Below are 13822 nucleotides of genomic sequence, written 5' to 3' on the forward strand. Positions count from 1 at the left end.
GGTGTCACTGATTTGAGCGTTGTCTGTTGCCGGATGGCCCCGATTTGTTCGGCCTGGCCGCTTTTTTGACCAGCGAGAATGCGCTGTCGATGAGGTCGAACAGGCGGCGTCCCGACGGCAGATTCAGAATGATCGCTTCGAGCTTTTCGATGCCGATTTTGTCGAGGAACTCCGGAGGCTTTTCGAGCAGCTTGTCGATCTTCGAGCTTTTTGCCTGGCCGCCCCAGTTCAGGATCGGCATGATCGCCGGAACCTCCAGCCGCACGAACACCTCGGCGGCGGCCCGCAGGTCGCGGTACATCGTGCTTTCGCCAAGCGCGACGAGCGTGACGATATCGGCATGGAGCGCCAGATTTTCGGTCAGGTTGCTCTCCAGCACCGGGGGAGCGTCGATGCAGATAAAATCGTACTGTTCCCGGAGACCGGCGAGTATTCCGGGCAGGCGCTGTTGCGGCGTAAATCCTGCCACCGCATTTCCGTTGTAGAGCGTGTCGGGCGACCCTTCGCCGCCGCTGACGATCAGTTCTTCGGGCGATTTCGCACCCGCCAGCAGCTCCCGAACTCCAGCGGGTTCATTGCCGAGTCCGTCGAGTTCGGCAAGCGTCGGCGCATTGGCGGCGGCCTCGATCAGCAGCACCTTCGGCGCGAGCGAACTCAACGCCTGCGCGCAGTTCCCGGCGAGCGAGGTCACGCCGCTTTGCCGCTCGACGCCGCTGAAGAGAATGATCTTCGAGCCACTCTGCCGGTTTTCGTGAACGAGCTTCACCGCGAGGCTTCGTATCGCCTGCGCGGCGGGGTCGGTGGGCGCAAGTTCGAGAAGCTTGTGGAACGGCTTCTCTTCGGCGGATTCGGCAATTTCTTTTGCTGGAGGATAGCCAAGCGCCGCCTTTATATCTTCCTTTCGCCGGATACGGTTGTCGAGAAAATCGACCGCTGCGAACAGTACGCCGACCGAGCTGAACGAGAGGGCGAAAAAGACCAGCATCAGCTTTTTGGTATTGGAACCCGCCGGGCTTTCGGGTTCACGGGCAAGCGACTCGATGGCGACGTGCAGCGGCGCTTTGCCTTCGAGTTCGAGTTCGTGGATGCGGGTGTCGATCTGCTCGAGCAGGTCGCGCTTGTGCTTCAGCGACGATTTGAGCGCCTCGCCGAGGTGCAGGCCGAGCGAGATGCGCACCGACTCCTGCCGGGTCTTGTCCAGCTCGTCGAGCAGCTCTTCTTCGGTGCTTTTGGCTTTTTCCGCCTTGTTTTTGCTCAGGATCAGCTCCCGCTTCTGCTCGTAATCGCGCTTGCCATAGACGATCATTTTCGCGGAGTTGCGCACCTCGTTCTGCAACTTTTTCTCGTAGTCGCGCATGGCCTTCATGCGCTGCTCGACGTAGATGCGGTCGGGGTTGTTCTGCGTCAGGCCGTCGGTGGTGCTCCGGAGCTGCTGCTGCTGCTGGTAGGTCCACGAGCTGGTGGAGTGGAGGGATTGATCCCCCATCACCCGCTCCTCGACCATGGGATCGAGGCTCAGTTTTTTGAGTTGCTGGCTGTTTGTTTCGGTCTCTTTCAACTGGTTTTCCGAAGAGACTCTTTCCGTGAAGGCGTTGACCGCGGCCTGCTGAAGCTCGTCAGCCCTTTTGCTGGCCCTGTTGTTGTCTTCACCGAAATCAGCCGTCGAAATGTCCTTGGTGAGCAGGTTGAGTTTCTCCTCGATGCCAGCGATGTCGTTGGTCAGGGCCTGCTGTTCGTTTTTGAGATAGACCAGCCGCTCGTTATCCTGCATTTCGTTGCCTCGTCTCACCTTGTCGAGGTAAACGCGCATGAGTGTGTTGATGAGCGGCGCAAGCCCCTTTTTCTTCGGGCCGGAAACGCCGATGTCGATCAGGTGCGTGCCTGGCACTGGGTTGACCTTGATGATGATTCCGGCGATTTCAGCGCAGGTTGCCGAAGGAAGGTTCGGCGGAAAGATTGCGTTTCGCTGATCGGGAGTGAGTTTTTCGACCGTAGCTTTGAGCACATCGAAGCCCAGGATTCGCTTGGCCTGCGTGTTGGAGTAATCGGAGTAGTAGTTCATGATCGACGGGTCTTCGGACTTGGTGATGACCGAGGGGATGACCGGGTCGATTCTCATGAGGGAGTGAACCTCGTAATTGGGTTTGCTGATGAGCAGCACGAGCGGCACCGTGAGCGTGAACAGGAACGCGCCGATCACGAGCGCGAACAGGCCGTATCGCTTGATGAAGCCGACGATGTCGATCGGTTTGTTCGGTTTGCCGAACGGCAGCGCCTCTTTCGGTGCGTTTTCCTTGATCATGCCGATCCTTTTTTCAGTGGCAGCAGTTCGAACGCTTTGCTTTTTTCAGCCTCGTCGAGCACGAATTTCCACAACAGTCCGGCGCTCGACAGCACAAAGAACGTACCGCACGCGACAATCTGGAGCATCAGATTCAGCCGTCCGGTTTGCGGCCAGAGCGTGGAGATGGTGAAAATCAGCACTCCCGGAACAATCGGAATCAGGGCTGGCAGTACGCTGTGGGTAACAAATTCGCCCGTGCGGATGGCGAAGGTGCCGTTGCTGCGCCAGATGAGGAAGAGCGTGCTGGCCGACATGCTCGCGGCGATGGCCGCAGCGGCGCCGGTGAGTCCCCAGACGGTCGTTCCGGCGGGAATCCAGAGCACCATGAGCAGCGTCTGCGCCAGCATGTATTCGAGCTCGCGCCCGTTGCGATCGATTCCCCTGAAGAGCAGCGTGACCGGGCCGGTGCAGAGCTGGATCGAGTAGGCGATGGAGAGAAAGATCATGACTTCGGCGGCGCCGGGATACTTCGTGCCGACCCAGACGTCGATGAGCGGGCGGGCCATGGCGATGAGAAAGCCGAACAAGAGCGAGTTGATGATATTGGTGAAGCGGATGCCGTCGAGGTAGAGTTTTTTCAGCTCGTCGCTATCGAGGCGGTTTTCGGTTTTGAACGAACGGTCGAGCATCGCGAGCAGCACCGCGCCCGCTCCGGCGGCGACAAGCGCGGCTATCCAGCTATTGACGGGCAACAAGGCGCGCACCCGGTCGAGAAAGGCTATCGGCGCGCTCGCCAGCGCAACGGAGGCCAGCGCGACCATGAGATAGGTGACGGCGCGCTCGGCGGGAGTTTTCCACTTGTCTCCCGTCCAGTTCCCTTCGAGATGCGCCGCCGTCGAGAGGAACGGCCCGAAGGCCGACGAGGAGATTCCGCCCGCCGCCGAAGGGAGCTTTCGCCCGATTTCGAACAAACCTCCGGCGGCAAGTCCCGAAATGGCGGTGATGAAGAGTCGGTCGATGGCGGTCAGGAAGATGCCGAGCATTCCGAGCACCTGCACCTTGCCGCCGAAGCCGAAAAAGTGCCGCAGGTGCTCGCGGCTGAAAAGCCGCAGCGAGACGCGCAGCGACGGCAGCAGCGATTTGGCGATGAACCAGCAGCCGAGCGTTTCGAGCACGAGCCGCAGCGCGTAGGCGTAGAGCAGTCCTTTCACTCCGGAGCCAAGCGCGAGAAAGCCGATGATCGCGCCGATTTCGATCAGTCCGGCGACCGTGGTGACCATTCTTTCCTTGGCGAATTCGTGCATTCCGTTGATGATGAAGCGGAAGCCGCCGAGGACGAGTTCGATGCTGAAGACGATCGCCGTGCCGAGAATCAGCGTCGTGGCCACCGCCCGCTGCGCCGCTTCGATGTTGAAGCGCACCATCAGGAATGGCATCGAGAAATAGAGGCCCGCGTAAAAGAGCGAGCAGAACAGAAACATGTAGGCCACGCCGGTCGAGAGCAGGCGGCTGATCTCCTGTTCCCGTCCCTCGGCCAGGTAACGCGCCGCATAGCGGATATAGGTGCTGTTGACGCCGAAACCGCCCATGCCCGCGTAGGAGAGGATGATGAAGCAGAGCGACCAGAGGCCGAACTCGCTCAAGGAGAGGTAGTGCAGGATGAAGGGCGTCAGCAGCAGTCGGCTGAGCATATAGACGAGGGTCGCCATGATGCCCGATACTGCATTGCTGACAAGCTTGTTCTGCGCGTTTTCCTTATGGATCATAGTGGGTAGTGGTGTGTCAAGGCAAAACAGGCGAATGATTGTGCCAGTCCAGTGTTTTTTGATTTCACCATGCCGGTCTGCACCTCCAGTGATGGAGACTCGTCATCGCGAGTCCCGACCTGTCGCGACGTGGCGATCCATCGTTTACAGCCTTCGCTGAATCCACATGGATCGCCACATCGCGATGCTCCTCGCAATGACGGTGGATTCAGAACTGTTTGCCATCGATACGAAAGCGGGATGGCTTTCGTGCGTCAACCGGCTTGTTTTTTCAGCACCTTCTTGATGGCTGCCTTGAAATTCTTCGGGATCATCGATTTCAACAGATGCAGCGGCCTCAAGTCGGAGTAGATGGCGCGCCGGTACGGCGTCATTTTCAGATACTTCCAGTAATAGCTTTTATACGGGTGTCTGTTTTTGAAGTGCCAGGGCTTCGAGCCGGAGCTGTAGTGAATGACGACCGGTTTCGTCCGGGCCTCCTGAAGCTCCTTCTTGCCGAAGCAGTCGAACCGGCTTTCGAAATCAGCGTCGAACAGCGATGAAAACTGGTTGAACTTCAGCGGCGCCTTTTTCCATCTGCCGTTGATGACCGAATTGAGGCCATCCTGATCGGGAAACCAGACGTCATCCGGGTGTTTTTCAATGAAGTCGATGATCTTTTTCTGGAGGTCGGTCTCTTTCCATTTTCTGAGATTGATGAGCATCATCCCGGAGTTGAAATAGACCGCCGACTTGTCCATGCGCAATTTGTCGTGGCGGTCGAAACCGGGGTCTTCGATCGCGCCGACATAAGCGTCGCCGAGATCGGTCTCGTACAGCTCACGGATCGAGCCGTTGACGACGATGTCCGAATCGAGGTAGAGCACCTTCTGTTCGTCGATGAGCGAGGGAATGAGCAGGCGGTAGTAGATGCCCTTCGGGTACATCGGGTGTTCGGTGGCCAGCGTGACGAAGAGGTCGTCCGAAACGGTGAGATGCCTGACCTCGCAGTCGTACCCTTTCACGATCTCGCCGATGTTGCGCCGGTCTTTCGCCGTCATGCCGCTGCTGATGATATTGACGGTGAACGCCAGTTCTCGGTTGTTTACGAGCAGCGAAATCAGCGCGACGGAGAGGTGCTGGATGTAGTTCCTGTCGGAAGCGAAGACGATGTTGAGCCTCTCGTTCATGTGCGTTTCCGTCCGTTGGTTATGGAAAGCAGGTGGTCGATCCGGTTTTTGTAGGTGGTTTCGAAATCGTGCTGGCGACCGAAGCCAGCGGCGTTTCTCGACTTTTCGGCTATCTCCTCGCGAGCGAGATCGAGCCGCAGAATCATCCACGAGACCGCGTCGATGTCATCGGGCCGGACTCCCCAGCCGACCTCGGCAAGATCGAGAATGCCGCTGAATGCCTGGTTGCGGTAGCCGACGATCGGTACGCCGCAGGAGAGGGTTTCGAGGTACGTGCACGATGGATCGCTCTGGCGGTGCAGGGCGACGAAAAGATCGACCTTCTCCTTGAGGTCGGGCAGCAGTTGCCGGTGGAAGTCCACCGCTCCCTCCATCGTTACCAGCTCGTTCAGGTCGTTCCTTTCGATAGAGCGTTTCATCTCCGCTTCCAGGTCGCCCGCCCCGTAGATGGAGAGGTGGAACGGGAGATTCAGCTTTTTGAGCTTCAGGGCGAGCTGGACGAGGTGATCCGCGCCCTTCATGGCCACGAGCCGCCCGGAGAAGGCCAGCCGAAGCGGCTTTTTCTCCCTGAGCGTACAGAGGCGCGCTTCGAGTTCGGCGTCGCCGATGAGCTGCTCTTTCGAGACCCGCGTGTCGAAGTAGAGCAACCGGTTCGGTGTCTTCCGGTACTCATGGTAGGCAGGAGCGCCGTTGCACTGAAGCCCGTCGCAGCGTTTAAATGCCTTGCGCCGTTTGCGTTCGCCGAGCCGGAGGTAGAGGTACTGGCGGAGCCGCAGAACCGGATTTCGGGAGCTGAGCGCGGCTATCTGGTAGCGGGTTTCGGGGATGTACTCGATGACATAGACGCATCTGACGCCCTTCTGTCGGCACAAGGCGGCGACATGGAGCTGGTCGTGGGCGTCGGCCGATGCCAGCACGACAGCGGCGTTGGCGATGTGTTCGCCACCGGCGATTTTGTTCTCCCTGAGCACGATGCAGGTAAATGGCATGTCGCCGGGCGTTGCCTCGACGACGCCGAAATCCGGGAGCGGAGAGCTGCTTTGCGACATCACGCAGGTGATCGGCCCCGGCCAGAGTTCGGCATAGAGCAAGAGGCCGTCGTAAAATTTGCGGTCGAACCGCAGGGTTTCGCCCTGTTTCCAGACCGGCACGGAAGGAATGATGGTTAACGGCGGTTTCTGCAATGTGCTTTTTATTAGTCTGATTACGGGCTTGTGGTGGTCGTGGTGGATGTGGCGCCGCTCGAACTGCTGTTGATGAAGCCGGACTGTCCCCAAATCTTCGAGCGCAATCGCTCCATGACGCCGAGCGACTCCAGGTCGCTGAAACCGAGGTTCAGCATCTGCAACGAAGGCATGATCTTTTCGATTGCATAGTTGAACTTTGTCATGCCGCCGGGGCTGACATACACGATGTCGTTGGCCATCAGCGAGAAGTTTTGGGTAAAATCGCCGGATTCGAGCAGCTTTTTCAGGTCAACCCTGATCACGTCCCCCTTGAGCGTCTGCTGCCGGACGACGAACACCTTTTCTGCGTTTGCATTCTTGTTCAGGCCGCCCGCCAGCATCACCGCCTTGAGCACCGTCATGCCGCTTCTGATCTGGATCGCGCCCGGCGTCTGCACCTCGCCGAGTACGTAAACCATTTCGTCCGAAGACTCCGGAATGTAGATCACGTCGTTGTTCCTGACCGGAGCGTTCAGCGCCATGTTGCCGTTCCGGAGCAGATCTTCGAGGTCGATCCAGATGATGGTGTCGTTGCCCCGGATGATGGCGCACTTGGTCAAGGAGGTATCCTTGTTCTGGTCGGGAATGCCGCCCGCCAGCGCGAGAGCTTCGAGCAGTGTGCCTTTGCCGGGGAAGTTGATGACGCCCGGTTTGCTCACCCGTCCGAGCACGAACGCCTTGTTGTTGTGGAACTCCTGGACGCGAATGGTCACTTCGGGTTCAATGTAAAAGAATTCGAGTTTCGAGGTGACCAGCGCTTTCACTTCGGCGACGCTCAAGCCGAGCACCTGAATGTTGCCGATTCTCGGCACGGTGAGGAAGCCGTCGGGCGAAACCAGAATGCCCTCCTGCGATAGTTCGGGCCGCCGCCACACCAGGATGCCGATCATGTCCCCCGGCCCCAGCCTGTACTCGAACGCCTCCTGCGTGTCGAGCGCCTTGAGCCGCTCGGGCGTGGCGAACGCCTGCACCTTTTTCGGCGGCTCCGACTTGAAGGTGCTTTCGCCTGTTTTGCTGACGGCGGTCTCCTTCGGAGAAATAGAGCTGCACGCCGAGAGCAAGAGCAACAGCAGCGAGCAGAGCAGGGAACTCGCTCGCCTGAATCGCTCGTCGCCGCGAGTCGCGCCGGGTTGTCGCCAGGCGTAGCGCGGGAAAAACAGTTCGGTTCGTCTCATGGAAACGTGGAATCGATCAAGACTTTTTCGGAATGATTCTGGCCGGAATGCCCACGGCAATGGAGTTCGCGGGTACCGAGGCGATGATTACCGCATTGGCTCCGACATCCACGTTGTCGCCGATGGTGATGTTGCCGAGCAGTTTGGCGCCCGCGCCGATGTTGACGTTGTTGCCGATCTTCGGGGCGGCTTTTTCCTCGATGTTCTTCAGCCCCACCGTGACGCCGTTGCGGATGATGCAGTTGTCGCCAAAGCTCGCGTAGCCGCTGATGACGATGTCACCGAAGTGGTCGATGCGGAAGTTCCTGCCGACCGGCACTTCACAGGGCAGCTCTATGCCGGTGAGAATCTGCGCGATTTTGTAGAGAAACCGGTAGAGCAGCGAAAAGGGCTTGCGCAGCAGCGGGTTTTTGATGCCGTAGCGCCATCGCCCGTAGCGATAGACCACCATCACCCAGAACCCCTGCTGGCTCCAGTGGCCGCCGTAGGTTTTCAGGTCGGCCTGTATGTTAGGGAAAAGGCTCATGCGAACTTACCAGGGAATTGGTGGCGAGAACTTGCCGAAGCGCGTGTCGGCGACCGAGCGAGTGACCTGGCTCATGGTCGAACGGGCCATCTCTTTTTTCCGCGCGGCGTCGCCAGACGGGAGCAAAAGGTTTTTCAGGTAGCGCATCGAGAACCACAGCAGCTCGATGCCAGCGCTCGCAAGCATCGTCGCAATTCCATAATTTTTGCGGTAGTAGAGCCACTCGCTGCGCATCCGGAAGGAGAGCACCTGCGAGGCGGCGCTGTCGAAGGTCTTGTCCTTGCGCGTCTTGCTGCTCGCGCCGCCGATATGCATCACCTCGGCGTCCGGGATGAAGAAGACTTTCCAGCCCGCTTTTTTGGCCCGCAGGCAGAGGTCGGTCTCTTCGTAATAAATAAAGAAGCGCTCGTCGAACGGGCCGATTTTGTCGAGCATCGCCTTGCGCACGATGGTGAAGGTGCCGGGCACCCAGTCCACCTCCATCGGGCGGTCGTGGGCGAAGTCGCCGAACTCGTGCCAGTTCAGCCAGCGCGATTTCGGAAACTTCGCGCGAAGGCCCGACAGCGTCAAGAGCTTGGTCAAAGGCGAAGGGAAGCGGCGCGCCGACGGTTCGAGGCGTCCCTCCGGCGAGATGATCTTGCCGCCGCACAGGCCGCACTCCGGGTGCTCGTCCATGAAGCGCACGGCGTTGGGAATCGACGACGGAAGGACGTAGGCGTCGGGATTGAGCAGCACGATGTACTCGCCGGAGGCTTGCCGGAACGCCTGATTATTCGCCGCCGCGAAGCCGAGGTTCTGTTTGTTGGCGATGAGCCGCGCCTCCGGAAAGCGCTCGGCGACCATCTCCGCCGACTGGTCGCGCGAGTCGTTGTCCACGACGAACACCTCCATCTCGCTGCCCATGCCGCTCTTGAAAAGCGCATCGAGGCAGTTCGCGAGAATCTCCCGCGTGTTGAAACTGACGATAACGACCGTGACCATCGGTTAGAGTGTTTTTGACATGGAGATGATATTGGAATTTCCTTCGCGCCGATAGGTGACGCTGTCCATCACCTTGCGGATGATCCAGAGGCCGTAGCCGTTTTCGGGATAGCTCTCGATGTCGGGCGCGGGCGTTTCAATGCTGAACGGCCCGTTGGCGTCAAGCAGGCTCACCGTGAGCCGCCGTTTTTCCAGCTCGAAGCTGAGCGTGACCGTCGGCGGAGTGTCGTGCTCTCCGGCGTACTTCACCGAGTTGGTAAAGGCTTCGCTGACGGCAAGCTCGAAGTCGTGGACGAATTGCGTCTCATCGGATGCGGAATGGTTCTCGCCGGTCAGGAGACTGGCCACCGAGGTTGTGGTTTGCCGGGCAACCTCAGTGAAGAGCGGGTCGCCCGGCAGGGTAAGCGTGATGATGCTGCTCATGTGCGGGCGATTTGCCGGGTTGCCGCGAAATCGACGGCAGCGGCGGTGTCGTCGAAAATATGGAAAAGTCTCTGGGCGTTGGTGGTCTCGAAGGTCCTACGCACCTTGTCGTTCATGCAGGAGAGCACGATGCCGCAAGCCGGATCGTCTTTCTCCCTGGCCGCGCCGACGATGGCTCCCAGGCCGCTGCTGTCCATGAAATCCACCTTTTCCAGATCGAGGACAATCGCCGTTTTCGGGTCGGCAACCGGAGGGCTGCCTCGGAGTTTCGGAGCCGAGAGCGCATCGAGGTTGCCCTCAAGGGCGACGATGACGATGCCGTTTGCCGATGTTTCGGTAATAATCATGCGCTGCTTTTTTCATGTGGGCGGTTGACGAAGGCTTTGACGACGAGGCCGATGTCCGAGATCGGGCCGCTGTGCACGAGGTGGTAGCGCTCGACGATGGCCGCGTCGTCGCCGGTGGCGGGCCACTGTTCGGCTTCGGCATAACTGAAGACGCCGGGCCGGTAGGCGAGCGCGTTTGCCGGAGCGTTCGGATGCTGCGCCTCAGCCGGAAGCGGTGTGCTGCCGATGAGCGCGAGCTCGGCGGTGAGCACCCGGAAGAGCCGGAAATAGTGATCCAGCGAAAGAGTGGAGGCTATCGCTCCCAGCGCGTTTGTGGCGTCGAGTTCGACCTTCCCGAGCGAGATGGTTTCGCCGGGATTTTCGGAATGGCAGTCGATTTGGGCCGATCTCCACCGTCCGCCAAGTTTGAGCAGTGGCCAGAGAAAAAGGAACGGAACAGCGAGCACGGCGATCATGACGAGCGCGGCGAGGGCGTGCGCGACTTTGCGCGGAAGGGCGCTCAGGGTTTGGCTCTTTTTGATGCTGCCGAGCAGGTGCGGATCTTCCATCGAGATCGACGCGCCGCTTCTCGGATCGTTGAGGCGGTTGCCCGAGGCGATGCGTCCGTTGACTTCGAGGTGTTCGCCGATGTAGGTGTTGTCGAGCACGATGCTCGATTCCACCGAGCTCTCACGGTCGATGATGACGTTGCTGCCGATGATGGCCGAGGGGCCGATGATCGTGTCGCCGAGAAGCTGGACGTTGTTGCCGATGCTCACCGGCTTGCGGATTTGCGCCGATTTGCTGATGACCACGTTCCTGCCGATGGCGCATCCCGGTTCACCGCCGTAGCCGGGCAGAACGTAGCGGTCGGCTCCGGTTTCGAGCGCCTCCATCGAAGCGCGGTAGTAGCTCGCCATGCCGTCGAGCGGCATGAGCGAAAGCGGCGCTGCTGCTCCGTCCGCCGGCGGCTTTTCCGGTGCGCCGGAGAGCGTGATGCTTCCGCCGGGGCAGGCGGCCCACTCGCCCTCGGGCAGCGAACTGGCGAGGCTTTTGTAATCGAGCCGCTTGTCGTAACGGATGAAAGAGAAGCCGCTGACGATCATGATGCGCTCTTCGCCGCAAAACTTGCGGTTCTTGCCGAGCAGTATCTGGGCGCTATCATCGGCATGAAGGCTTCCGTAGGAGAGCGCGATTCCCCAGCGGCTGCCATTCTCGCAGTAGCGCTCGATCGGGTTGATCCCGCCATCGCAAAGGATGCGAACGGCCGTGCTGCCGGTCAGAATCGCAAAATCGATCAGGAATTCGATGAAAGGCTTGTTGCACAGCGGCAGAAGCAGGGGATGGAGGCAGGAAAAAACCTCGTGACTCCACGCAAACTCCTCCTCCCTGAATGCGAGGATGGTTTTCATCGCCCTGTTCCTGAATCGGGTTTGGCGGCGAACGATGAAGCCGCCTCGCCCCGGTTGGCAAAGATCGAAAAGAGCCGTTTCGCCTGCGTCAGTTCGAAGACCATGCCTACCTTTTCGTTCAGTCCGGCAAGCCTCAGATCGCCCTCTTTTTCGAGCGCGTTGCGCAAACAGCCAACAATGGCTCCCAGCCCGCTGCTGTCGATAAAATCGAGCAGGCTGCAATCGAACACCACCAGCGGTGTCTTTTCCAGCCATTCGAGGAAGGTTTTCTGCAGCGGCTTGCTGTTGCGGGCGTCGAGCCGTCCCTCCAGCTCCGCGATGCCCACCAGTTGGCCGTCGATGTTGTCAAGCGTGAATTTCATGACGGGTTCCTTCAGTATGCGCCCTTGCCGCTGAGCACGGCAGGGATGGTTTTCAGAAGAAGGCGCAGGTCGTTGATGACGCCGGCGCTCTGGATATACTGCAAATCGAGCCGAACCTGATCGGTAAACGGAATGTCGCTCCTGCCGCTGACCTGCCACAGGCCGGTGATGCCGGGAATGGCGTGCAGCCGTTTGCGCTGTTCGAGGGTGTATTGCGCCACCTCCTTCGGAACCGGCGGGCGCGGGCCGACCAGGCTCATGTCGCCCTTGAGCACGTTGATGAGCTGGGGGAGCTCGTCGATGCTGAATTTGCGGATGACGCGGCCCGTGCGGGTGATGCGCGGGTCTTTTTTCATCTTGAAGATCACGCCATCCTTCGACTCGTTTCGGGCGGCGAGTTCGGTTTTGAGCTTTTCGGCGTTGACCACCATCGAGCGGAACTTGTAGAAGCGGAAGTGGCGGCCATTCCTGCCGACCCGCGTCTGCACGAAAAAGACCGGCCCCGGATTTTCAACCACGATCGAGAGCGCCGTGACCGCGAAAATTGGCAGCAGCGCGACGAGCGCAAGCGTCGAAACCACGATGTCGAGCAGACGCTTGGCAAGGTAGGAGAGGCGGATGGTGTTCTCCCAGGCGGCAACCTTCATTTTGCCCCGGAGCCGGAGCGATGGCCGGATGTTGTCACCGATTTTCCGGATCAGTTCTCGCCGGACGGTCGGGTCGAGTTCCATTGATTTCAGAGGTTCAGATTTCGGCCAAGCACTTTCCACTTCATCACCCGGTACAGAAACAGGGGATTGCCCACCACGTAGCGTTTCCACATCCTGCCAGGCTCCTGCAAAATCCGGTAAACCCACTCCAGCCCGATTTCGCGCATCCAGCGCGGCGCTCGCTGGATGTTGCCCGAAAAGAAATCGAACAGACCGCCGACGCCCATCAGAATGGCCGGGCGGAGGTCTTCGCGGTGACGTACGATCCACTGCTCCTGAAGCGGCGCGCCGAAGGCCACGAGCAGAATCGAGGCGTTCGAGCGGTTGATCTCTTCGATCACCCCGGCGCTCTCCGTTTTGTGGTCGAAGTAGCCGTGCATCACGCCCGCGATGGTGACGGCAAACTTTTGCGCGATGGCGTCGCCCGCCTTTTCGGCCACGCCGGGCTTGCCGCCGAGCAGGTAGATCGAGCGTTTTGCCTCGGCGGCCATCTCGCACAGAAACGGCAGCATGTCGGTGCCGTTGATGTTTTCGCGCAGCGGCGTGCCGAGCATCTTGCCCGCGATGACCAAGCCGATGCCATCGGGCAAAATGTGATCCGCCGCCACGAGCGCCTCGCGATACTCGCGGTCGGTGACGCTTTTGTTCATGCAGTCCGGATTGACGAAAAAGATGGCCGACTGCCGCCGCTCTTCGATCGTCTGCCGGATCATCTCGATCGCCTCGCGCATCGTGATGTTGTCGATCTTCAGGTCGAGCAGATTGAAGAGCGGTGACGGCGACGCCTCTTTTTCGGAAAAGAGCAGGGCCGGAAGGGCGCGCAGGATCAGCAGAAAGTCGTATGCCGGATGCTTGCTGAAGATGTACTCCCACTCGGTGGCCTCGCGCCCCTCGTGGGCGATCCGGCTGCTTTGCCGGACGCGCCAGAGCGAGACGATGCCCGGTTTCACCATGCTGATGTACCCCTGCTCCGGCGCGGGAGCGGTGGGCTGCCAGTCACGGATCGAGGTGCCCGCCAAAGCGAGCCGTCCGGTGAACAGCTCCAGAAACCACGGTAATGTGGCCATGCCGCCCGAAAGCCCGTCGAAGCTCAAAAGCGTCAGTGGCTTGCCCGAGCGGCCAAACACCGAGCGCTTCGAGAACACCGGCTTTCCGGCGGGCAGCCGGAGCGCGAGCCGCGCAAGCAGCACCGGAACGAAGGCGAAGAGCGTCACCGAGAGCGCCGCGCCAATCTCGATCAGCCGCACGATCAGCTCCGAGAGTGCCGTGCTCACGGCGAACGCCGCGCGCCGCCGCCAGCCGCGCCGCCCATTCGAGCGCCTGCCGAGCCGCTTTTCCAGCGCTCTGGCCTCTTGCGCCGATCTGTTGTCGGTCATTGACGGGGTTCGCTTTTCGGGGTTTGTCGATCGGGTTGTCATCGATGCATCGGCAAGGGTTCGATGCGCAGGTTCTCTTTGGCTTC

The 13822-nt window shown here is 60.0% G+C and carries 13 protein-coding genes; all 13 read right to left on the reverse strand.

Features of this window, described 5'->3' with window-relative positions; all coding sequences use genetic code 11:
- Positions 1-4: 4 nt before the first annotated feature.
- Positions 5-2302, reverse strand: a complete 2298-nt coding sequence (locus FGF66_RS04995; RefSeq protein ID WP_139456595.1) for a GumC family protein — start codon at positions 2300-2302, stop codon at positions 5-7.
- Positions 2299-4050, reverse strand: coding sequence for a lipopolysaccharide biosynthesis protein (locus FGF66_RS05000; protein WP_139456596.1), 1752 nt, complete (start codon positions 4048-4050; stop codon positions 2299-2301). The genes FGF66_RS04995 and FGF66_RS05000 overlap by 4 nt, the downstream gene beginning before the upstream one ends.
- A gap of 254 nt (positions 4051-4304) precedes the next feature.
- Positions 4305-5219 carry a glycosyltransferase family 8 protein gene (locus tag FGF66_RS05005; protein ID WP_139456597.1) on the reverse strand — a complete coding sequence of 305 codons (915 nt, stop codon included), beginning with the start codon at positions 5217-5219 and terminating at the stop codon, positions 4305-4307.
- Positions 5216-6370: a glycosyltransferase gene (locus FGF66_RS05010; protein ID WP_246046581.1), complete on the reverse strand. Its 1155-nt coding sequence runs from the start codon at positions 6368-6370 to the stop codon at positions 5216-5218. The genes FGF66_RS05005 and FGF66_RS05010 overlap by 4 nt, the downstream gene beginning before the upstream one ends.
- Positions 6371-6423: 53 nt before the next feature.
- Positions 6424-7620 (reverse strand): SLBB domain-containing protein, encoded by a 1197-nt coding sequence (locus FGF66_RS05015; protein ID WP_139456599.1) that lies wholly within the window; start codon positions 7618-7620, stop codon positions 6424-6426.
- A 16-nt stretch (positions 7621-7636) separates the two neighbouring features.
- Complete coding sequence (locus FGF66_RS05020; protein ID WP_139456600.1) at positions 7637-8146, reverse strand: serine O-acetyltransferase; 510 nt, start codon at positions 8144-8146, stop codon at positions 7637-7639.
- 6 nt (positions 8147-8152) lie between these two features.
- Positions 8153-9127 (reverse strand): glycosyltransferase family 2 protein, encoded by a 975-nt coding sequence (locus FGF66_RS05025; RefSeq protein ID WP_139456601.1) that lies wholly within the window; start codon positions 9125-9127, stop codon positions 8153-8155.
- A gap of 3 nt (positions 9128-9130) precedes the next feature.
- Positions 9131-9550 (reverse strand): ATP-binding protein, encoded by a 420-nt coding sequence (locus tag FGF66_RS05030; RefSeq protein ID WP_139456602.1) that lies wholly within the window; start codon positions 9548-9550, stop codon positions 9131-9133.
- Complete coding sequence (locus FGF66_RS05035; RefSeq protein WP_139456603.1) at positions 9547-9897, reverse strand: STAS domain-containing protein; 351 nt, start codon at positions 9895-9897, stop codon at positions 9547-9549. The genes FGF66_RS05030 and FGF66_RS05035 overlap by 4 nt, the downstream gene beginning before the upstream one ends.
- A complete protein-coding gene (locus tag FGF66_RS05040; protein WP_139456604.1) occupies positions 9894-11288 on the reverse strand; it encodes an NDP-sugar synthase in 1395 nt (464 codons plus the stop codon). The genes FGF66_RS05035 and FGF66_RS05040 overlap by 4 nt, the downstream gene beginning before the upstream one ends.
- The gene (locus FGF66_RS05045; protein ID WP_139456605.1) at positions 11285-11650 is read right to left on the reverse strand and encodes an STAS domain-containing protein; all 366 of its coding nucleotides are present in this window, start codon (positions 11648-11650) and stop codon (positions 11285-11287) included. The genes FGF66_RS05040 and FGF66_RS05045 overlap by 4 nt, the downstream gene beginning before the upstream one ends.
- 11 nt (positions 11651-11661) lie before the next feature.
- Positions 11662-12381 (reverse strand): sugar transferase, encoded by a 720-nt coding sequence (locus tag FGF66_RS05050; protein WP_139456606.1) that lies wholly within the window; start codon positions 12379-12381, stop codon positions 11662-11664.
- A 5-nt stretch (positions 12382-12386) separates the two neighbouring features.
- Positions 12387-13736, reverse strand: coding sequence for a WecB/TagA/CpsF family glycosyltransferase (locus FGF66_RS05055; RefSeq protein ID WP_246046582.1), 1350 nt, complete (start codon positions 13734-13736; stop codon positions 12387-12389).
- Positions 13737-13822: the final 86 nt, after the last annotated feature.

Origin of the sequence: Chlorobaculum thiosulfatiphilum, assembly GCF_006265165.1 — a bacterium.
In the GTDB taxonomy this organism is placed as follows: Bacteria; Bacteroidota; Chlorobiia; order Chlorobiales; family Chlorobiaceae; genus Chlorobaculum; species Chlorobaculum thiosulfatiphilum.